Source organism: Faecalibacter sp. (genome assembly GCF_057177045.1).
Window position 1 is genome coordinate 469,809 of record NZ_CM169987.1, and the last position, 21,254, is coordinate 491,062.

Here is a 21,254-nt window from a genome sequence, read left to right on the forward strand (position 1 = left end):
TTAGCACTATACTAAACATGAGAAAATATACCTTACTACTATTAACAGCTACGCTTTTTGCAAGTTGCTATACATACAAAACGTATGATCCTTCATTGGATTCTGCACCTGTCGAATCATCGGATAATGCGAAAAATAGAGCAATTTCAGTAAGACAAGCCAAAAATAATCCCAATTCAGATGAATCAACAATGCCATCTCGCGTGGATGTTCGCTCGAAAGTCATCGAAGAAAAATCAAAAAATTCCAATTTATCGGGTCCATCGGAAGAAAACAAAGCGATGAAATCTGAGGAAGAAATTGTTGTAAAACCTCAATCGATTATCAAAGAGAAAGGGTATTACCAAATCGATGTTTTTGATAAAACACATACCATAGAAGCTGTGAAATGGCAAGGGGATACATTAATTTCTCATGTAAAGGGTCAACCCAAAAAAGAATTGAAATTTCACGAAAAAGATATTCAAAATTTAAAAGTAAGACAATTTTCAAAAGGTAGATCAGATGCTTTAACGGTAGCAGCGTATGCTACTGCTGGAGTAGGACTGTTCTTATTATTAAAATAATGGAAACATTAAAAGAAGGATTTTTTAAATACCAAGCCCAAACCACTAATTTTGCCTCAGGATTTGAAGTAGATTATGCCAAAGGATCATACATCTATGGTAAAGATGGAAAGGCGTATTTAGATTTTGTAGCAGGAGTTTCTGTCAATACCTTGGGGCATAGCCATCCAAGAATCAATCAGGCAATTATCGATCAGGTGAATAAATACATGCATGTCGCTGTTTATGGTGAATATGCACAAGAAAAACCGGTGGAATTGTGCCGTAAACTAGTCGAAATGACGCCTGAAGGTTTAGATCAAGTTTACTTGGTGAATTCAGGTACAGAAGCCATTGAAGCTTCTTTAAAATTAGCCAAACGTTCAACTGGACGTCAAGAAATTATTTCATTCCGTAATGCCTACCATGGGAATACGCATGGATCATTAAGTGTTTCAGGGGATGAACGTAAGAAAGCGGCATTTCGACCTTTATTACCAGAAGTTTACTTCATTGAATTTAATAAAGAAGAAGATCTACAGCGTATAACGACAAAAACTGCGGGAGTTATCGTTGAAACCATTCGTGGTGCTTCTGGATTTCGAGTGCCAGAAAATGATTACCTAAAAAAATTAAAAGCGCGTTGCGAAGAAGTAGGAGCTAAATTAATTTTTGATGAAATTCAACCAGGTTTTGGTCGTACAGGAAAATTATTTGCATTTGAGCACTACGGGGTTACGCCAGATATTTTAGCCATGGGGAAAGGAATGGCAAGTGGTTTACCAGTAGGAGCTTTTATGGCCTCTAATGAAGTGATGGAAACGCTAAAAGCCAATCCACATTTAGGACATATTACGACGTTTGGAGGTAATCCAGTAATCGCAGCAGCAGCTTTAGCGTTGTTGGAAGAATTGGAAGAAACTAATTTAATGCAAGATATCGATCGTAAGGAAGCATTATTTCGTGAACATCTACAACACCCAAAGATTAAAAAGATTTATGGACGTGGCTTAATGTTAGCACCTGAGCTTTCCTCTGCCGATTATGCATTACGCGTTCAAGCAGAATGTATGAACCGTGGTTTGATTTTGTTCTTTCTGATGTACAGCATCGAGAATTTGCGAATCACACCACCAATTAATATTTCCGATGAAGATATTATTAAAGGTTGTACAATTCTTAAAAACGTTTTAGACGATTTAGAGGAATAAATAGATAGATAAAAAAAACGGACTTCATTTGAAGTCCGTTTTTTTATTTATTAATCACTCGGAATAGAATCCAACGGGACTCCAATATAAAGTTGACTTTCATCAATTTCCTCAATGTATTTTTTTGTCATTCGATCTTTAAATAGATCTTCCATATATTTTGTGCTATAATCTTTTAAGATGTTCTGTAAGTAAAAATAGTTCGGATCCTTTAATTGATGGATATTATTGGTATTCGTTAAAGCTGTAATGATAAATTCATCTATTTTAAACGATGGAATATTTAGTTCTAATTTAAAATATTTATCCCCAAAATAAGCACGAATTTGTTTGATTTGATAACTCTGTGATTCGAAATCAAACACAGCTTTTCGTTTGCGTAATCCTCCAGAAAATGCATCATAAATTCGTCCTACATCCATACGTGTCAACGAGATATCACCATTGAACAATCCAGCTTTTAAAGCTGAAGTATCTTTAATCGGATTAATATCAGGATTCACATTGAGTAATCGATACAAACGAGTAACATCATCTTCTTTTTTACCCAACACAACATCTTTTTCCAATATTCCTGTAAGTTTTTTTGAAATTAATGCTTCGCTTAAATTGACGGTTTGAATGCCTAAATGGATTACAATTTCGTCTTTATTAAACAGATGAGGCCTTAAAATTAAGTTCTTATTTTCATACCATTCTGAACGAATTTGTAAGGTATCGTTTACCTTGGCTTGAATAAAAAAGACTCCTGTGAAATTTGATTTCGTGGTGTAATTGGTCCTTTTATTGGTGATAAAAACACCTTCTGCTTTTTCATCGGTATGATCGATGATAATATTTCCTTGTACCCATTTAATCTGTGCATAAGTTTCAGAAGTGATGAGACCAAAAAATAGGACAAGTAGTGATAAAATAGAATGTAATTGGTTAGTCATTCGACGTATTGTCATTGATTTTACAATACGAATATAAGTTAAAGCCAAGAGAGTTTATAAATGTTAACGTTTTTTTGGCAAATCACGTAGCATTAGAGCTTATGAATTGGAATTCCCTTTATTTAATTCTTTCAAATACATATCAGCAATAGGCTCTAATTCCAAACCAATCAATTCGAATTGTCGGTTCATTACACGAGATTTTAGATCAATTTTTTTATCTGCATACATCAAAAATTCTTGAACTTTATATTCCGGAAGTTTTAAAGTATCGATAAAATATTCATCGGGAAAGAAATTTATAATTTCATTGAGAATATTTTGATTACGTTCAAATTGTTGAATGCGACGTTGTTTTTTATAATACCCATTGACATGTCCAATCAGACGAACAGGACTTAGAATATCTGTGGCTTTAAATTTAGAAATATCTTTTTTTGGTTCTAAATCACGTAATCGTTGATCCAATCCAATGGAATTGTAGATATCACCTTTTAAGTCACGACGATATCGTAAGTTTTTCTGAAAATCTTTATCCAATTTACCGATCACTGCTTCTGATAATTCGACTGTTTCAACATCCAAATGAACTTGTAAAACGGCTTTTTGATATAAATTTTCAGAAATCACGATGCGTCTGGGTACGACATAGCCCGCCGTAAATTCTAGTGTATCACCTACGATCACTGGAATGGAATAATTTCCTTCTGCATTAGTAAACGTTTTGGCATACGAACGTAAATTATCAATTCGGATACCACTACGCGGCAAATCATCTACATTATCGATCATAACGGAACCTGTAATGATTTTGGCTTGTCCAAAAATCAAAACAGAACATAACAGTAAAAATATCGAAAGTAGATGTTTCATATGGATGTGGCTTTAAAATAATTTTTGTTTCATTTTGGCCCAACGGAAGCGACGAATAAATCGTTCTTGTTCCTTATTCACCATTTTAGGTTGAGCATTTTTCCAAGCTTGTAAATATCCTTGGATATAATAGATAATATAAGATAATTTCTTTTTTCGTAAAGCCAATTTAGTACCGGCTATACATGTAATCCAAAATCCATACCCTAATGCATAATATGCTGTCCCTTGTTTATAAAGCGCACTTTTCGAATACACCGCTCCTGTAGGTTTGAGATGTTTGATGTGTAAAGATTCATCAGTAACAATTTTCCAACCGTAGAAACGACAAAGCAATTCATCTACAGTATCCCATCCCATGTGTGGACGTAATCCTTCAATTTGATCATACGTTTCTTTACGATAAGCTTTAAATGCTCCACGGATATGATCTTTATCGGTAAGATTTTCCAATATCCATTGCCCATTTTTTTCAATATAGGCAAATCCACCCACCATACCAATGCGTGAATCTTGATGAAAATGGTTGATGATTGTTTCAAAATAATGAGAGGGAATATCTAAATCAGCATCAAGTTTAACTATAATATCAAAATCTTTTTGAGCAATTTCATAACCCGCTAAAAAAGCATTGATGACTTTACTTCCCGGTTGATGCTCACCTTTTGAGATACGATCCAATCGTTTCATCCAAGGATAGCGTTCTACATATTCTTGAATAATGGCTGGCGTTCCATCAGTTGAATTATCATTTACAATGATAACTTCATGGGGAATAAGCGTTTGTTGTACAAGGCTATCTAACGTAATGCGTATAAATTCTTCCTCATTATGAGCAGGAATTACAATGCTATATTTATTTAAATTCGTATTCGTTGTTTCGTTCGGCGTAAACGGCATAATATCTTGGTGTAATCTTTCTTAATAATGGTCTGAAGCCTATTTTGTTGCTTCCATGAGTCCATTTGTGACGATGAATAATTTTCCAACCCGCTTTCTCCAATAACATATCAAATTGCCAATCTTCAAATTCGTGATAATGCACGTCCCTCGGATCAGTTTTGCTTTTGTAAGCGGAAGAAAACCATAAACGCATAGGTACGGTAGCTAATAATTTATCACCTGGCAAATTTCGTAAAACTTCCATGGGATTAACTAAATGCTCTAATATCTCTAATGCGGTGACAAAGGTAGCATCAATATTTTTTAATTGATGAAAATGATAGTCTAAATCTTCTCCTGAAGTATTCATAATTTGAAAATGATGTTCTTCCATAACTTCTGAAAATGGATTACGGATGCCTAAATCCAAAATTTTATCGGTTGGTTGTGCAAAACGCTTTAATAGCGCTAAAGTTTCGTTGTATCTTTTCTCAGGATAGATTTTATACATAGTATATTGTGGTTATTTGAAATAAAAATAAGGGATTATTCGAAAGTTTTAATTAGATTTTTAAATTATTTTTTTGTCTTGATTGAATAAATGTAATCTTTTCATAAAATTTATCTTCTTGATATAGAAAAGAATGAGGGAAATTTATTATGCATGAATAACGACTCTTACAAAAGGATAAGGTTACTTTGAATATTTCTCTTACATTTGAAATGCAAAAAAAAATACTATGTCATACGGATTACTTAAAGGAAAAAAAGGAATCATTTTCGGTGCATTAGATCAAAATTCAATCGCATGGAAAGCGGCTGAAAGATGTCACGAAGAAGGAGCAGAATTCATTTTAACAAATGCACCAGTTGCATTACGAATGGGTGAATTAAATGCTTTAGCTGAAAAAACAGGTTCTGAAGTAATTGGTGCTGATGCAACATCAATGGAAGATTTAGAAAAATTATTTGATGCTGCAATCGCTAAATTCGGTAAAATCGACTTTATTTTACATTCAATCGGAATGAGTGTGAACGTAAGAAAAGGTAAACACTATACAGATTTAAATTACGATTGGTTAACAAAAGGATGGGATATTTCATCTGTTTCTTTTCACCGCGTAATGAAAACAGCTTGGGATAAAGATGCAATGAACGAAGGGGGATCAATCTTAGCCTTAACTTATATCGCTGCTCAACGTACATTCCCTGATTATAATGATATGGCAGATAACAAAGCATATTTAGAGTCTATCGCTCGTAGTTTTGGTTATTTCTGGGGGAAAGAAAGAGGAGTACGTGTAAACACAATTTCTCAATCGCCAACGCCTACAACAGCTGGTAATGGAGTAAAAGGATTCTCTGGATTTATGGGATTTGCCGATAAAATGTCTCCACTAGGGAATGCAACGGCTTTAGATTGTGCAAATTATATAGTAGCCATGTTCTCAGATTTAACAGCTAAAGTAACATTACAAAACTTATTCCACGATGGTGGATACAGTAACACGGGTGTATCACAAGAAGTGATTGAAGCCATGGAAGCAAATAACAAAGAAGATTAAGATCTTTTTCATCAAATACAACAAAAAATTAGCCGGACGTGTCCGGCTTTTTTTGTGCCTTTTTTTTTAGAGTGGATAATAATGGTTTGGTTAAGTTTTTGTTTGACGATTGTATTGAATATGCATCGTTGATTTTTTATGTGGTTAAAAATCAACTTTTTAGTTGGTAATTAATTAAATTTATTTAACTTAAACTTTAAACAGAATTATAATAAAACAACATTAACGAAACCTAAACAAATGAAAGAAAACCCTAAAACTAAACAACTGGATGAACATATTGTAGATGCTTCAAATCAAATGATGACAACGAATGATGGTTCTCCAATTCATGACAATAATAACACGCTTAAAGCTGGAAATCGTGGTCCATCATTATTACAAGATCATATCTATTTGGATAAATTGATGCATTTTGACCGTGAACGTATTCCCGAACGTGTGGTGCATGCCCGTGGTTCTGCCGCTCATGGTGTGTTTGAAGCGACCGCTGATATTTCCAATTTAACCGTTGCTCAATTCTTAAAAAAAGGGACTAAAACTCCTGTTTTTGTGCGTTTTTCAACTGTTGCAGGTTTCAAAGGTTCAACAGATTTAGCACGTGACGTTCGTGGCTTTTCAGTGAAATTTTACACTCAAGAAGGAAATTATGATTTAGTAGGTAACAATATCCCGGTATTCTTTATTCAGGATGCTATGAACTTTCCAGACTTAGTGCATGCTGTAAAACCTGAACCTCATAACGAAATTCCACAAGCGGCATCTGCTCATGATACGTTTTGGGATTTTATCTCTTTGATGCCTGAAGCAACTCATATGGTGATGTGGGCGATGTCCGATCGAGCGATTCCTCGTTCTTTACGTATGATGGAAGGTTTTGGTGTGCATACATTTAAACTGGTAAATGCCGAAGGAAAAGCCACATTTGTTAAATTCCATTGGAAACCGAAATTAGGTGTTCATGGGGTGGCTTGGAATGAAGCTCAAAAAATTTCTGGTTTTAATTCGGATTTCCATCGTCAAGATTTATGGGAAGCTATTGAAAAAGGGAATTTTCCGCAGTGGGATTTAGGAATACAAATCATTCCTGAAGAAGATGAATTAAAGCATTCTTTTGACATTCTTGATCCTACGAAATTGGTTCCAGAAGAACTTTATCCTGTAAAAATCATCGGAACAATGACCTTAAACCGTAATCCTGAAAATTTCTTCGCGGAAACGGAACAATCTGCATTTGATCCTGGTCGATTAGTTCCTGGTATTGATATTTCGAATGATCCACTTTTACAAGGGCGTTTATTCTCTTACATGGATACCCAAAATTATCGTTTAGGTGGGCCTAACTTCCATGAATTGCCAATTAATCGACCAATTAATGGGAAATATAACAATCAAAAAGACGGATTTGCTCGTATGGATATTCCTAAGGGTGATGTGAGTTATTTTCCGAATAGTAAAGCCAGTGGATGTCCATATCATGCCATGTTAAAAGGAGAAAAAGGTTTTCAATCACATGAAGAAAAAATTGATGCTTCTAAAGTTCGTCAACGTTCTGATTCATTTGCGGATCATTTCTCACAGGCACGTCTATTTTTTAATTCACAATCGAAACCTGAACAACAACATATCATCAATGCCTTTTCATTTGAATTAAGTAAGGTGAATGATCCAAAAATTAGAGAACGAATGTTAGCCAATTTGAATCAGGTCAGTGAAGAGTTGGCAACAAAAGTTGGAGAAAATTTAAACATAAAGCCTTCAAAAAAATTGGATGAATTAACATTGAAATTTGCACGTCAAAATCATCCAAATTATCCAATTCAACCGAAGAAATCAGAAATTGAAAAATCCGAAGCTCTTTCGATGAAGGTCAAACCTCATGAAGGGACAATCGAAACCCGAAAAGTGGCCTTTTTGGTGGAAGATGGTGTTTCGAAGAAAAGTGTGGATGAACTAAAAGCAGTTCTAGAGAAAGAAGGGGCTGAAGCGGTTTTAATTTCTGGAAAAGTAGGACCATTAAAATTTAAAGAAGGTGGAACGGAAGAAATTCAGCATACCTATAAAACTGATCCATCCGTTTGTTATGATGCGGCCTATACTCCCGATGGAGATTCAATTGCTAAATTAAAAGATACGCCTGAATATTTTCAATTCATTGAAGAAGCTTTTATGCATTGTAAAGCCTTAAGTTTCGGAAAAGAAGCTATAGCATTAATGGAAATGTCTAATGTAAAAAAAGATAAAGGTGTAATTACAGCAGAAAACAATAATTGGCAACAATTATTTGTAGATGTAATGAAATTACACCGTGTTTGGGATTTAGAAGAGGAGCGTAAAAACCCTTCTTAGTCTGTCGTAAATTGAGTGTTTATACGGATAATTTGAGTCATCAAATTATCCGTTTTTTTCTTTTCGCCTTCTAAATTCCTTCCTACTTTTGTAAAAATTATTGTTATGTACATTATTGATTCTCCTTCTCAAGATGCGTATTTTAATATCGCTTTAGAAGAATATCTATTATATAAATATCCGACGCAAGATATCTTTTTGTTGTATGTCAACGCCCCTTCGATTATTGTAGGGAAATTTCAGAATACCTTAGCTGAAATCAATTTGGATTATGTTGAAAAGCAGAATATTAAGGTTGTTCGAAGAATGTCTGGGGGAGGTGCAGTCTATCATGATTTAGGAAACCTTAATTTTTCATTTCATACATTATTAGGGGGTAATGATTTTATGGACTTCTCAAAATTCACTGAACCTGTGATACGATTACTAAATGAACTAGAAGTTCCTGCAAAATTAGAAGGGCGAAATGATTTGTTAGTGGACGGAAAGAAATTCAGTGGAAATGCAAAATTAGCACGAAACGGAAAAATGATTCAGCATGGAACAATTTTGTTTAATTCTGAAATGTCGGTTTTGGGAGATGCTTTGAAAGTAAATCCTTTAAAGTTCGTGGATAAAGCAGTCAAATCAAATCGTGCGCGTGTTACAAATTTAGCACCTTATTTACCAGAAGGTATGATTACCGATGATTTGAAAGAGTTATTGATTGAAGAAATACTAGAGCTGAATGAAGGTGCTGTGATTTATCAATTAACGGAAGAAGATAAAAAAGGAGTTGAACAATTAATTGAAGAAAAGTATAAGACGTGGGATTGGAATTTTGGATTTTCTCCAAAATATAATTTTAAAAATGCAAAGAAAATTCCAGCCGGATTTATTGAAGTGCATTTGGATGTAGAACGTGGTGGACAAATCGAAAAAGCGAAGATTTTTGGTGATTTCTTTGCGTCTAAACCAATTGAAGAATTGGAAGAGATGTTAGTGGGTAAGAATCACGATATCAATGAATTAAATGCATTTTTTAAAACAATTGATTTAACAGCATATTTTGGGAAAGTAACCCCTTCCGAAATCATCGAATTATTTAAATAGAAAAAAGCCTGAGCGATTGCTCAGGCTTTTCATTTGATAATGGATTAATCCAATTTTCCGCCTAATGCTTTAAACAATAACACATTATTACGGGTATTTTCATTTTTGATTTGCAATAAATCCAATTCCGCTTGTAGTTTATTTTTCTGTGCATTAATTAATTCCATATAATTGGCATATCCCGTGATATACAATTCATTGGAAACCTCAACTGCATTCTCTAAATAAGCTACTTCCTCGGCTTTTAGGTTCAACACTTTCTCAAAAATAGTGATCTGTTTTAAAATGGCTTGTAGTTCATTAAACGATGAGGTCACGGATTTTTGATAATTTAAAAAGGCAATCTCTTGTTCTTTAGAAACGATATTAAATTCGTGTTTTAACTGACCTTTATTAAAAATTGGAACCATTAATCCTCCTAACAATTGTCCGGCTAAAGAACTAGGTTTAAAAAATGTTTCAACAGAAAATGAATTTAATCCTAATTGAGCATCGAAACCTATTTTAGGATAAAATGCGGCTTTTGCAGCTTTAGCATCGGCATGAGAAGCTTCTAAAACCAAATAATTAGCTGCTACATCTGGACGAGCGTGAATGACATTTTGAATATTAATCTCTTTTGATAAAATCTTTTTGTTTGATTCCATCAAATTAGTCCCACGCTTCACTTGACCACCGTAATTTCCTGTAAGCGTTTGAATAGCTTGTTCTACAGAAACAATTTCTACTTTAAGGTGCTCAATTTCAGCTAAGATATTTTTGTCCTGTGCTTTAAATTGTTGAACGGCTAATTCTGTTGCCTTTCCAGTAGCACGTTGTGCTTTAATAATCTCAAAAGCACGTTGTTGTAACTTGTAATTTTTTTCATAAATCGCTAAACGCTTATCTAATGCAACAAGCTGATAGTAAAGATTTGCGATATCAGTGAATAACTCAACTTTTAATAAATTAACGCCTTCAGTAGAAGCTAGGAATCGTTTTTGTGCTGCTTCTCGTTGATTTTTTAATTTACCCCAAGCATCAATTTCCCAACTGCTTCTTGCACCTAACCAATAATTTGGTGTTACATCAGTTCCAACTTTTTGGTCTTCACTGATATTGGTCGATTTATTGGTATCAAAGTTTCCAACTCCGTCTATGGTATATTTACCATATCGTGTACCTGAAGCAATAGCACCAATCTCTAAAGAAGGTAAAAGTTCCATCTTAGCACGTTGTAAATAGCTATTCGCCATTTCTACACGTTGTTGCGCTATTAAAATATCAGGATTAGCCGCAACAACCTGATCAAACAAATGAATTAGCGCAGGGTCATTAAAATAGGTTCTAAGATTAACTGCATCAAAATCATTGGTTTTACTTTCTTCATTTATAACAGAAGGAAGTGGTTGAGCATCTTTAATTGATGAGACTTGTGGTACAGTACAACTTGCTAAAGCAAACGCTAAAACACCACAAGCAATTGTATTTGGAATGAATTTATTTTTCATTTTTTCTGTTTTCTAATTTAGCGAAGAAGATGTATAATCCAGGAATAATGACCAATCCGAAGATAGTACCGATTAACATTCCACCTGCTGCTGCTATACCAATCGATTGGTTACCAACTGCACCGGCTCCAGAGGCTACACATAATGGAATTAATCCAGCGACGAAAGCAAAAGATGTCATTAAAATTGGACGTAAACGTTGTTTTGCTCCTTCAATTGCTGCAGGAATAATAGCATGTCCATCTTTATGACTTTGGATGGCAAACTCTACAATAAGAATCGCATTTTTAGCCAATAAACCAATCAGCATGACTAAGGCGACTTGCGCGTAAATATTGTTATCTAATCCTACTGCAACAAGCGAAATATATGATCCAAAAATACCTGTAGGTAAACTTAATAATACTGGTAAAGGCAATAAGAAGCTCTCGTATTGAGCGGCTAATAATAAATAAACGAATAATAAACAAATTCCGAAAATATAAATCGTTTGATTTCCAGACAGGATTTCTTCACGTGTCATACCAGACCATTCGATTGTGAATCCACGTGGTAATTTCTCTTCTGCAATTCTTTCTACAGCAGCAATAGCATCTCCAGAACTATATCCATCTGCAGCTTCACCATTAATCATGGCAGACATATACATGTTGTAGCGCGTTAAAACTTCTGGTCCGTAAACGCGTTCAATTTTGATGAAAGTAGAGAATGGAACCATTTCTCCATTTTCACTCTTCACATATAAATTCAAAATGCTTTCAGGGGTGTCACGATGTTCTGGACTTGCTTGTACCATTACTTTATACATTTGACTAAAACGAATAAAGTTAGTAGCATAGTAAGATCCTAACATTGTTTGTAAAGTAGACATTGCATTGTCAACTGAAACACCTTTTTTCGTTGCTAAATCGTAATCAATATGAATTAAATATTGAGGGAAAGTAGCATCAAAACTTGTAAAGTTATTTTTTAATTCTGGTGCTTGATTTAAGGCTTCCACAAACGCTTTCGTTACTTTATCCGTATTTTCAATTGAACCACCTGTTTTGTCTAAAATACGTAATTCATATCCACTGGTGTTTCCAAATCCAGGAACTGTTGGTGGAGCAAAGACTTCGATTTGAGCATCTGCAATACCTTTTGTTTTCTCAGATAATTCAGCAATTAAATCATTAACCGATTTATCACGTTCGTCCCAACCTTTCATGTTGATCATGGCCATTCCATACGATGAGCCGGCAATTTCAGTCACAATACTATAACCCGCTAACGTTGTTACGTTTTCTACTCCATCAATTCCTTGTGCAATTTTAGTGACTTCGTCCAATACTTTTTCAGTACGTTCAACCGTTGCACCTTGTGGTGTAGTTACACTGACATAAGCCATACCTTGATCTTCCATTGGAATAAATCCTCCAGGTAAAATTTTAGACGTAGCGAATGTTAATCCGATAAATAAGAATAAGATTCCAAACGTTACGGTTGTCTTTGTGGCAAAACGAGATAGGATAGAAGTATATCCACGCGTTACTTTTTCGAATGTATTATTAAATAATTGAAAGAAAATATCTAAAATGTTTTTCTTCTTGTTGTGATGGTGTGGTTTTAAAATAATCGCACATAATGCAGGCGTTAGCGTTAAGGCATTAATTCCTGAAATTACAATACTGATGGCTAATGTTAGAGAGAATTGTCGATAGAATACTCCAACAGGTCCGTCTAAGAAAGCGACTGGAATAAATACGGCAGACATCACAATCGTAATGGCTACAACCGCACCTGCGATTTCTTTTGTTGCTTCGATTGTCGCTTCTAAAGGTTGTAATCCTTCTTCCATTTTCACATGGACGGCTTCCACTACAACGATAGCATTATCGACCACAATACCAATGGCTAAAACTAAAGCGAATAATGTTAATAAGTTAATCGAGAAGTCTAACATATCCATAAAAGCGAACGTTCCAACTAATGCAACAGGTACGGCTAATACAGGAATTAATGTTGATCGCCAATCTTGTAAGAAGATAAATACAACAATACCCACTAAGATAAAAGCTTCTATTAATGTTTTCAATACCGCACTTATCGATGCATCTAAGAATCGAGAAACGTCGTACGCTAAATTGTACTCCATACCAGGAGGGAAAGAAGTTCCTTGTAATTCCTCCATTTTCGCTTTTACGTTTTCAATTACTTCAGAAGCGTTAGAACCTGGACGCTGTTTCATCATAATGGATGCCGATGGTCTTCCATTTGTTTTCGAAACCATACCGTAGTTCATGGCACCAAATTCAACTTTCGCAACATCTTTCAGTTTTAAAATAGTTCCTGTTTGATCAGCTCTAACCGGAATATTTTCGTACTGTTTAGGATCAAAGAATTTACCTGTGTATTTGATAACATATTGCAATTGACTTGATGTTTTACCAGAAGTTTCACCCACTTTACCAGGTGCAGCAGAAATATTTTGTTTTTGAATCGCTTGTATGACCTCATCTGCAGATAAGTTATACGAATTCATTTTTTGAGGATCTAACCAAACTCGCATCGAGTATTCTTTTTGCCCCATAATTTCGGCACGACCTACACCATCAATACGTTTTAACTCTTGTAAAACGTTGATGTCTGTAAAGTTGTAGATAAACTGTTCGTCTTGGCTTTCGTCTGTACTTGTAATATTCAAATACATTAACATTGAGTTTACCTCTTTTTCAGTGGTTACTCCGGCACGAATAACCTCTTCTGGTAATTCGTCTAAGATGGTGGTTACACGGTTTTGTACATTCACGGCCGCTAAGTCGGGATCCGTACCAACTTCAAAGAACACCTGAATTAAAGTTAAACCATCATTTGAGGTAACAGTCGACATGTACGTCATTCCTGGAACACCATTGATGGCACGTTCTAAAGGTAGCGCAACGGCATCAGCAGAAACTTCAGCATTGGCACCAGTATATTTCGCCGTTACAGTAACCGAAGGAGGTACAATATCGGGAAATTGAGTAATGGGCATTTTAAATAATGCCAATACTCCAACCAAAACAAATAGGATGGAGATGACCAACGAAAGAACCTTTCGTCGAATAAACATTTCTACCATAGCGATAAAATTTTATTGATTTAAGGTTATTTTTTTGTTTTTACTTTGATCGTTTCTCCATCACGAACCGATTGTGTTCCTTCATAGACAATCGTTTCGCCACTGTTTAATCCGTTGGTTACAATGTATGATTCTCCAATGGTTTGTGATGTTTCGATGTTTTTCATCTTCACTTTATGCTGTTGATCTACTACAAAAACATATGTTTTGTCTTGGATAGAGAACGTAGATTTTTGAGGAATGATAATCGAATTCGATTGGTATTCAGAGATTTCTAATTTACCTGAAGTCCCGTGTTTAATTAACCCTCCTGGATTGGCGAAAGCAACTTTATATCGAATAGAACCTGTCGTTGGATCAATTTCACCTTCTGCTGTTTTTAATGAACCTTTGTATTGATGTTTTGATCCATTTGGTAACACCAATTCAATTTTGTGGTGCTTGCCAATTTTATCCTGCGCTAACAATTCAAAATAGCGATTTTCAGGAATAGAGAAATAAGCATAAACTTCGTCCAATTGAGATAAAGTTGTTAATAAATCTCCATCTGTCACTAAACTTCCTTCTTTAAAAGGAATCATATCAATGACACCATCAAAAGGAGCTCTTATATTTGTAAAATTAATCTTTTGTTGAACCGCTTGTTTTTCAGCAGATACAAACGAGTGTTTTGCACGGGCTGCAGCTAATTTTGCTTTGGCTAAATCCAATTCGTTCGTGGCAACAAATTGCTTATCATGTAGACTTTGCAATTGTTTTACTTCAATTACGGCAATGTGGATTTCAGCATCTGCTTGTTTTAGAGTCGCATTGGCTTTTAACAATTCCATCTGTAATTCGGCATCGTTAATTTTAAACAACAATTGCCCTTTTTTTACGAATTGTCCTTCGTTCACGTTAATCGATTGGATTAAACCTGTCATTCGTGAACGAATTTCGATATTCTTTTTGGCTTGGATATCTGTTACATAACTATGGGTTACTAATGTATCCTTTTTGTTTACCGTGAATACCGGCAATGTTTTGGATTCTTCTTGCTTTACTTCATCCGTTTTTTTGCAGGATAAAGTCAATAGTGATGCTGCTAAGCATACCATAAGATGTTTAGAATTCATATATTAAATAATTTATTATCAATAAAGAGGATAGGTCTAAATTGGTGTTAAATTATTTTTCAGTATAATTGAAGAAGATGCAGGTAGGATCTTACCTTATGGGTAATAAATAGCGGTCTAATGCTACAAATTTCGTAGTAATGAAAGACAGTGTTCGTAAAATCAAATGTATAGTCTTTACTATTGATTGATCTTACTTCATTTTGTTTGGAGTTTCTAGTTTTATTGAGACGAAGTATATAAGAATTTAATTCTTGTACTTTGTCAATTTGAGTTAATTTATCTTTGGCTTTAGATTTATCGACAAATGGGATATTCCAATCTAATCCTTCAGAAAAGAGTGTAATACCTAAAATTAAAAATAAGATGTAGCGCTTAAAAATGCTCATTTATTATTGTCGATAGATAGAGGTGCAAAAATAGAAATGTTTTTTTTATAATGATACAAACCTTACAAAAATCACATCTAACAGATATTTAATTCTTTAAAATCGATTTGAACTGGGAAAAAAACAAACGACTTATGCTAAAAAAATAAGTCGTTTGGTATAATTCACTAACGTAATATTTTATCTGCCGTAATGGGTAAACTTCGAATTCTTTTTCCAGTGGCGTTATAAATGGCATTGGCAATGGCAGGTGCTGTTCCAATAATGCCTACTTCACCAATTCCTTTGGCTCCATTTTGATTGATATGAGGATCGGGTTGATCAATAAAAGCCACGTCAATTTTTGGACCATCAGCATTCACAGCAAAATGATAACCGGCCAAATCATATCCGACCAAAGTTCCCAATTGTGCATCCACCTGCTGTTCTTCTAAAAGGGCCATCCCAATTCCACCAAATGCGGCACCGATAATTTGATTTTCAGCAGCTTTAGGGTTAATGATACGGCCTCCATCAACAACCGCAACCATCTGATCGATAACGACTTTACCCGTAAAACGGTGAACTTTAAGCTTACAGAAATGTGCAGCAGAAACCGCAAATGCCCATTTTTCTCGTTCATTTCCTGGTCCAGCAGTTGCTTCCATTTCAATTTTTTCAAGCTGATTCTTTTCAAACAGTGTGGGTAAAAGAATCGACGTTTGACCAATCACCACATGTTGATCGTCAATTTGAATCGTTTCCGCATCTTTCGCTTGTAGCGAAGGATTGATCTTTTGGGCATAATCAAATAGGGCTTTTTTAAAGTCTTCCCCTAACAAATGTACGGCTCCAACAATAGATGCTAAGCCTGTACTACCTCCTTGATTTCGAGCAGGAGGTAAATCCGAATGACCCAATTCTACTTTGATGCGGTGTTTTGGAAATCCAGTCAATTCATGCATCACATTCACCATCGCCGTTCCTGTACCGGTTCCAATATCAGTCATGGCAGTGCGGAGTATTAAATCGCCTTGAGGCGTCAACGCTAAATTTGCACTCGCTTGTTGACGACCAGCATGCCACATGCCAACCGCCATTCCATAACCTATTTGCCAATCTCCTGATAATAGGGATTGAGGTTGGGGTTTTCGATGGTGCCATCCAATTTTTTCAGCTCCCATCGAGAGCGCTTCAGTAATAAAATGACTAGACCAAGGCAAACCATTATCTGGATTTTTATCCAAGGCTAAATTCTTTTGACGTAATGCAATGGGATCAATGTTCAGTTTGTAGCTCAATTCATCGATAGCACATTCAATGGCAAAATCGCCCGTCGCATCTCCAGGTCCACGTTTCCATGTGGGGGCTGCTAAATGCAAAGGAACAACAGCTTCTTCTGTTTTAAGATGGCCAAAGTGATAAATCAAACGGGACACACGTGTGATACGATCATTAAAGGGATCATACATCGCGCAATTGTTTTTGGCTTGATGAATTAATCCGGTAAATTTTAAATTTTGATCAACGCCTAGTTTTATTTTCTGCCAAGAAGATGGTCGATACCCTACAGAGTAAAACATCTGTGGTCGTGTCAGCATTAATTTTACAGGACGTTTAACTTGTTTGGCAGCCATAGTTGCCGCTAAAACATGGGGCCAAACTTTTAAGCCTGAACCAAATCCACCTCCAACAAATGCACTGGTTACTTCTACATTTTGGGGTGGAAGATCGTACAACGCAGAGATGGTTTTTTGAACGGTTAATACGCCTTGATTTTTATCAAATAAACGTAAACGATCGTTCCCCGTCCAATGGGCGATAGTGGCGTGCATTTCCATGGGATGATGCACCTCCATTTCAATCGTATATTCTTCTTCTACGAAAGTGGTGGTAAGATCCCAATTTTCCACGTTTCCATTTTCTTTTCCTGCAGTTGCTAAGGGAACGTGTGGATGCTTTTGATGAAAATCCACTTCATATGCCGAGGCTTGGTATTTAACTTCAACCAATGAAGCAGCATATGTTGCATCTTCTAGCGTATTTGCAATCACCATGGCAACAGGTTGTCCTTTGAAATAGATGGCATCCGTATGAAAAATAGGTAAACCAAATTTCGATGCTTTGATCTTTTCAGCTGTAGCCAATCCAGGAACTGGCTGTTTATTAAAATAGCTAATGACGTCTAAAACGCCATCCACTTGTCGAGCAATTTCGGTTTGAAGGGATAAAATTCTACCGGCTGGAATTGGACTGTCCACCAAGACAGCATAACACATCTGGGGTAAATCATATTCTGCCGCATATTTTCCTTTTCCGGTTACTTTCGCAATGCCTTCAACACGTCCTTCATTTGAAGTTCGTTCAGCAGTTGTTTCATCAAAAAAAGCCATAGTTAGTTTGATTTTGAGTTAGGATTTAAAGCATTTTCTAACGCCACAAGAACAGCGCCTTTTAACAAATCAATTTTGTAGGCGTTTTGCGACAAGGGTTGAATATCTTGTGTAATAATTTCAGCAGCTTGTATAAAATTTGATCGCGTAGGGGCTTTACCGTTCAAGAATTGCTCTGCTTCCAACCATCGCCACGGTTTATGGGCAACGCCACCAGACGCTAAGCGAACATTTTTCATCTGATCGCCATTCAATTGAAACGCTGCAGCAACTGAAACCAATGCAAATGCATAAGATGTTCGGTCTCGTAATTTGACATACGCATAGTGGTGTTGAAGATTTTCTTTTGGAATTTCAATGTGCGTCACAAGGGCATCCGCAGGTAAATTATGATCCAACCACGGAGTTTGATCAGGGAGTTTATGGAAATCTTTAAACGGGATTTCAATTTTGGATTGACGGTTTGAGGTAGCATATACCTTAGCATCCAAGGCCACTAATGCAATGCAAAGATCAGATGGATGTGTCGCTACACAATTCGAATTATAACCGACAATGGCACTCATACGATTTTCGCCTTTCAAAGCACTGCACCCCGATTGTGGTGCTCTTTTGTTACAAGGTGTTGTCGGATCATAAAAATAAACACAGCGAGTGCGTTGCATTAAATTTCCCGCAGTAGAGGCCATATTTCGAATTTGTTGTGATGCACCCGCTAATACCGCTTCTGCAACAAGTGGAACATGCTGTAAAATAAGGGAATGTTCGCCTAAAGTCGCATTCTTAACATTTGCACCAATGACAATATGCTTTTTTTCTTCTTTGATATCCGTCGATAAAGCATGTTGCAGGTCAATCAATGTTTCAGGTTGTGCGATGTGCTTTTTCATCAAATCCAATTGATTGGTTCCGCCCGCAATAAAATGTGCACTTGAGTTTTTTAAACGCAAGGCTTCTGCAATCTTTTTGGGATGTGAAATTTCAAATGGTCTCATACGTTTGCAACTTTTTGAATCGATTCAACAATTCCATTGTAAGCACCACAACGGCATAAATTACCACTCATAAATTCTTTGATCTGCTGTTCGGATTTGGTTTTTCCTTTGTTGACACAAGCAATCGCCGACATAATCTGTCCAGGGGTACAATAGCCGCATTGGAAACCATCACAGGCAATAAAGGCTTCTTGCATTGGATGCAATTGCTCACCAGTAGCGAGTCCTTCGATGGTGGTGATTTTTTTACCGGTCACCATATGGGCTAAGGTCAAACAACTCAAGGCTGTTTGCCCATCAATATGAACCGTACAAGCTCCACATTGCCCATGATCACATCCTTTTTTAGTGCCTGTTAAATGCAATTGCTCACGCAAAACATCCAACAAGGTAGCACGGGTGTCTGCTGGGATCGAATGGGGTTGCTGGTTAATATGGATTGTAATGGGATGAACTTTCTTTTGGGGAACAATAATTTTTTTTACTTCTTCGTAAAAAGCTTTTACCGATGTCGGTAAGGCGGAAAAAAGGGCAAAAACCCCACTTGTTTTGAGAAATGATCTTCGACTAAACTTAGATTCGTTTTCCATGGTTATGCATTGAATTAGTGATAATTATAAATTTAATTATTCTTCAGCAGTTTTTAACACGTTGTATTCAATTTATAATTAATCTAAAGCTTGAATGAAATACTGTATTTTTGAGAAATGAGAACAATACTAGCAATAGGATTAACACTATGGTCTTGGGGAGGGTTGAATGCACAGCAATTCAAGGTAAAGACGTTAAAGAAACATTTCTATGCATTGGCAAATGATCAAATGAAGGGGCGTGGGACAGGAAGCAAAGAGAATGAAAAAGCAGCACAATACATTGCTAAACATTTTAAGCGATATGGTCTAAAACCATTAGGGACAGACGGTTATTACCAAGCGTTTCAAGCGCAAATCAAACGAGTGAAAGTGCCGGACAGTATTCGTACAGCCCGCAATGTCATTGGATGGTTAGACAATGGTGCAGCGAAAACGATTGTCGTCGGAGCGCATTATGATCACATCGGAGAAGGGAGACAAGGCAGTTCTTTGGCTGAAAATAGTGTGGGAATGATCCATAACGGAGCCGATGATAATGCTTCTGGTGTGGCAGGTTTATTGGAATTGGCGCGAATTTATGCTACAAATTCTACGACAGAAAATTACAATTTCTTGTTTATTGCATTTGGTGCTGAAGAATTAGGTTTACTCGGTTCTCGTCATTTTGTACAGCATCCAACAGTGGACTTATCGACGATTCATTGGATGTTGAACATGGATATGATTGGACGATTGAACAAGGAAAATGGGGTGTCCATTATTGGATATGGTACTTCACCTCAATTTGAAAAGATTTTTGCAACAATCGATCCTTCCAAGTTTGTCAAGCATTACACCGGTTATGAAGGACGAGGTGGTTCGGATCAAACGTCTTTTTATGAAGTAAACATTCCCGTGCTCTTTTTCCATACGGGCGGACATCCAGATTATCATCGTCCTACCGATGATCCCGATAAAGTGGATTATGCGGCGTTGAAACAAATTCTTGAATTGGAAAAATACATTCTGGACAGCAGTTTACAATTGCAAGCAATGCCTTTTCGCAGCACAGACAAGGAATAAGAATATTAGTTGTTTAACAAATATTTATCGTCTGAAGAATCAGTGAGGAATAGTTGTTGCCTGGGTTCAACCATAACCAACAAAATCAATTATGGGAAAAAGTATTTCACCAACAGAAGACTTAGCTGGAAATTCAGCCATTGAAAAAATCAAATCGATTGCAGAAAATGCAGGAACGTGCTTTTTTAGTACCAATGTCAAAGCAGAAACCAATAGTCGTCCGATGGCGCTACAAGAAGTAGACGAAAATGGAAATCTATGGTTCTTGAGTGATGTTACAAGCGATAAAAACAAGGATATAGAAAAAGATCCTGAAGTCGAATTGTATTTTATCAATAATTCGAAATATGAATATGTTTTTATCAAAGGAAAAGCATCCATTACCCAAGACAAAGCATTGATCGATAAGTATTGGACAAATTTTGCAAATGCTTGGTTCGACGGAAAAGATGATCCGAATGTCAGCTTAATTAAAGTGGCGGCAACCGATGGCTACTATTACGAAACCAAAGAAAATAAATTGGTAGCCATGACAAAAATGCTTTTTGCAGCAGCAACGGGAGCTAAAATGGAAGATGGAGGAGTAGAAGGTAGCTTAGACGTTTAAATCAACTGAAATCCATCTGTACTAGGTGTATAAAAAATAAACCAAAGGGTTGGAATGTTTGTGCTTTCCAACCCTTTTT

At 36.0% G+C, this 21,254-nt stretch carries 17 protein-coding genes; 7 read left to right on the forward strand and 10 right to left on the reverse strand.

What is annotated here, in order from left to right:
• The first annotated feature begins 17 nt into the window (after positions 1-17).
• Positions 18-566 (forward strand): hypothetical protein, encoded by a 549-nt coding sequence (locus tag AC1QSP_RS02155; RefSeq protein WP_484079575.1) that lies wholly within the window; start codon positions 18-20, stop codon positions 564-566.
• Positions 566-1,756: an aspartate aminotransferase family protein gene (locus tag AC1QSP_RS02160; RefSeq protein ID WP_484079576.1), complete on the forward strand. Its 1,191-nt coding sequence runs from the start codon at positions 566-568 to the stop codon at positions 1,754-1,756. Before AC1QSP_RS02155 ends, AC1QSP_RS02160 begins: the two co-directional genes overlap by 1 nt.
• 50 nt (positions 1,757-1,806) lie before the next feature.
• On the opposite strand, the gene AC1QSP_RS02165 is transcribed toward AC1QSP_RS02160, so the two are convergent.
• From AC1QSP_RS02165 to AC1QSP_RS02180, 4 genes are all read right to left on the reverse strand, one after another.
• Positions 1,807-2,691 carry a hypothetical protein gene (locus AC1QSP_RS02165; protein WP_484079577.1) on the reverse strand — a complete coding sequence of 295 codons (885 nt, stop codon included), beginning with the start codon at positions 2,689-2,691 and terminating at the stop codon, positions 1,807-1,809.
• 99 nt (positions 2,692-2,790) lie between these two features.
• Positions 2,791-3,564 carry a hypothetical protein gene (locus AC1QSP_RS02170; RefSeq protein WP_484079578.1) on the reverse strand — a complete coding sequence of 258 codons (774 nt, stop codon included), beginning with the start codon at positions 3,562-3,564 and terminating at the stop codon, positions 2,791-2,793.
• Positions 3,565-3,576: 12 nt separating this feature from the next.
• Positions 3,577-4,464: a glycosyltransferase family 2 protein gene (locus AC1QSP_RS02175; protein WP_484079579.1), complete on the reverse strand. Its 888-nt coding sequence runs from the start codon at positions 4,462-4,464 to the stop codon at positions 3,577-3,579.
• Positions 4,421-4,957, reverse strand: a complete 537-nt coding sequence (locus AC1QSP_RS02180) for a class I SAM-dependent methyltransferase (RefSeq protein WP_484079580.1) — start codon at positions 4,955-4,957, stop codon at positions 4,421-4,423. Before AC1QSP_RS02180 ends, AC1QSP_RS02175 begins: the two co-directional genes overlap by 44 nt.
• A 229-nt stretch (positions 4,958-5,186) precedes the next feature.
• On the opposite strand from AC1QSP_RS02180, the gene AC1QSP_RS02185 reads away from it, so the two are divergent.
• From AC1QSP_RS02185 to lplA, 3 genes are all read left to right on the forward strand, one after another.
• Positions 5,187-6,011, forward strand: a complete 825-nt coding sequence (locus AC1QSP_RS02185; RefSeq protein ID WP_322970049.1) for an enoyl-ACP reductase FabI — start codon at positions 5,187-5,189, stop codon at positions 6,009-6,011.
• Positions 6,012-6,251: 240 nt separating this feature from the next.
• Positions 6,252-8,360 (forward strand): catalase, encoded by a 2,109-nt coding sequence (locus AC1QSP_RS02190; RefSeq protein ID WP_484079581.1) that lies wholly within the window; start codon positions 6,252-6,254, stop codon positions 8,358-8,360.
• Between the two features lie 105 nt (positions 8,361-8,465).
• Positions 8,466-9,452: a lipoate--protein ligase gene (lplA, locus tag AC1QSP_RS02195; protein ID WP_484079582.1), complete on the forward strand. Its 987-nt coding sequence runs from the start codon at positions 8,466-8,468 to the stop codon at positions 9,450-9,452.
• A gap of 44 nt (positions 9,453-9,496) precedes the next feature.
• On the opposite strand, the gene AC1QSP_RS02200 is transcribed toward lplA, so the two are convergent.
• From AC1QSP_RS02200 to AC1QSP_RS02225, 6 genes are all read right to left on the reverse strand, one after another.
• Positions 9,497-10,942 carry an efflux transporter outer membrane subunit gene (locus tag AC1QSP_RS02200; RefSeq protein WP_484079583.1) on the reverse strand — a complete coding sequence of 482 codons (1,446 nt, stop codon included), beginning with the start codon at positions 10,940-10,942 and terminating at the stop codon, positions 9,497-9,499.
• On the reverse strand, positions 10,932-14,042 hold the full coding sequence (locus AC1QSP_RS02205; protein ID WP_484079584.1) for an efflux RND transporter permease subunit: 3,111 nt from the start codon (positions 14,040-14,042) through the stop codon (positions 10,932-10,934). Before AC1QSP_RS02205 ends, AC1QSP_RS02200 begins: the two co-directional genes overlap by 11 nt.
• A 26-nt stretch (positions 14,043-14,068) precedes the next feature.
• On the reverse strand, positions 14,069-15,157 hold the full coding sequence (locus AC1QSP_RS02210) for an efflux RND transporter periplasmic adaptor subunit (RefSeq protein WP_484079585.1): 1,089 nt from the start codon (positions 15,155-15,157) through the stop codon (positions 14,069-14,071).
• 556 nt (positions 15,158-15,713) lie between these two features.
• A complete protein-coding gene (locus AC1QSP_RS02215) occupies positions 15,714-17,918 on the reverse strand; it encodes a xanthine dehydrogenase family protein molybdopterin-binding subunit (RefSeq protein WP_484079586.1) in 2,205 nt (734 codons plus the stop codon).
• Positions 17,919-17,920: 2 nt separating this feature from the next.
• Positions 17,921-18,913 carry an FAD binding domain-containing protein gene (locus AC1QSP_RS02220; protein ID WP_484079587.1) on the reverse strand — a complete coding sequence of 331 codons (993 nt, stop codon included), beginning with the start codon at positions 18,911-18,913 and terminating at the stop codon, positions 17,921-17,923.
• The gene (locus AC1QSP_RS02225) at positions 18,910-19,503 is read right to left on the reverse strand and encodes a (2Fe-2S)-binding protein (protein WP_484079588.1); all 594 of its coding nucleotides are present in this window, start codon (positions 19,501-19,503) and stop codon (positions 18,910-18,912) included. Before AC1QSP_RS02225 ends, AC1QSP_RS02220 begins: the two co-directional genes overlap by 4 nt.
• A gap of 117 nt (positions 19,504-19,620) precedes the next feature.
• Here AC1QSP_RS02225 and AC1QSP_RS02230 point away from each other — a divergent pair, with 117 nt between their 5' ends.
• On the forward strand, positions 19,621-20,568 hold the full coding sequence (locus AC1QSP_RS02230) for a M20/M25/M40 family metallo-hydrolase (RefSeq protein WP_484079589.1): 948 nt from the start codon (positions 19,621-19,623) through the stop codon (positions 20,566-20,568).
• Between the two features lie 91 nt (positions 20,569-20,659).
• Positions 20,660-21,175 (forward strand): pyridoxamine 5'-phosphate oxidase family protein, encoded by a 516-nt coding sequence (locus AC1QSP_RS02235; RefSeq protein ID WP_484079590.1) that lies wholly within the window; start codon positions 20,660-20,662, stop codon positions 21,173-21,175.
• Positions 21,176-21,254: the final 79 nt, after the last annotated feature.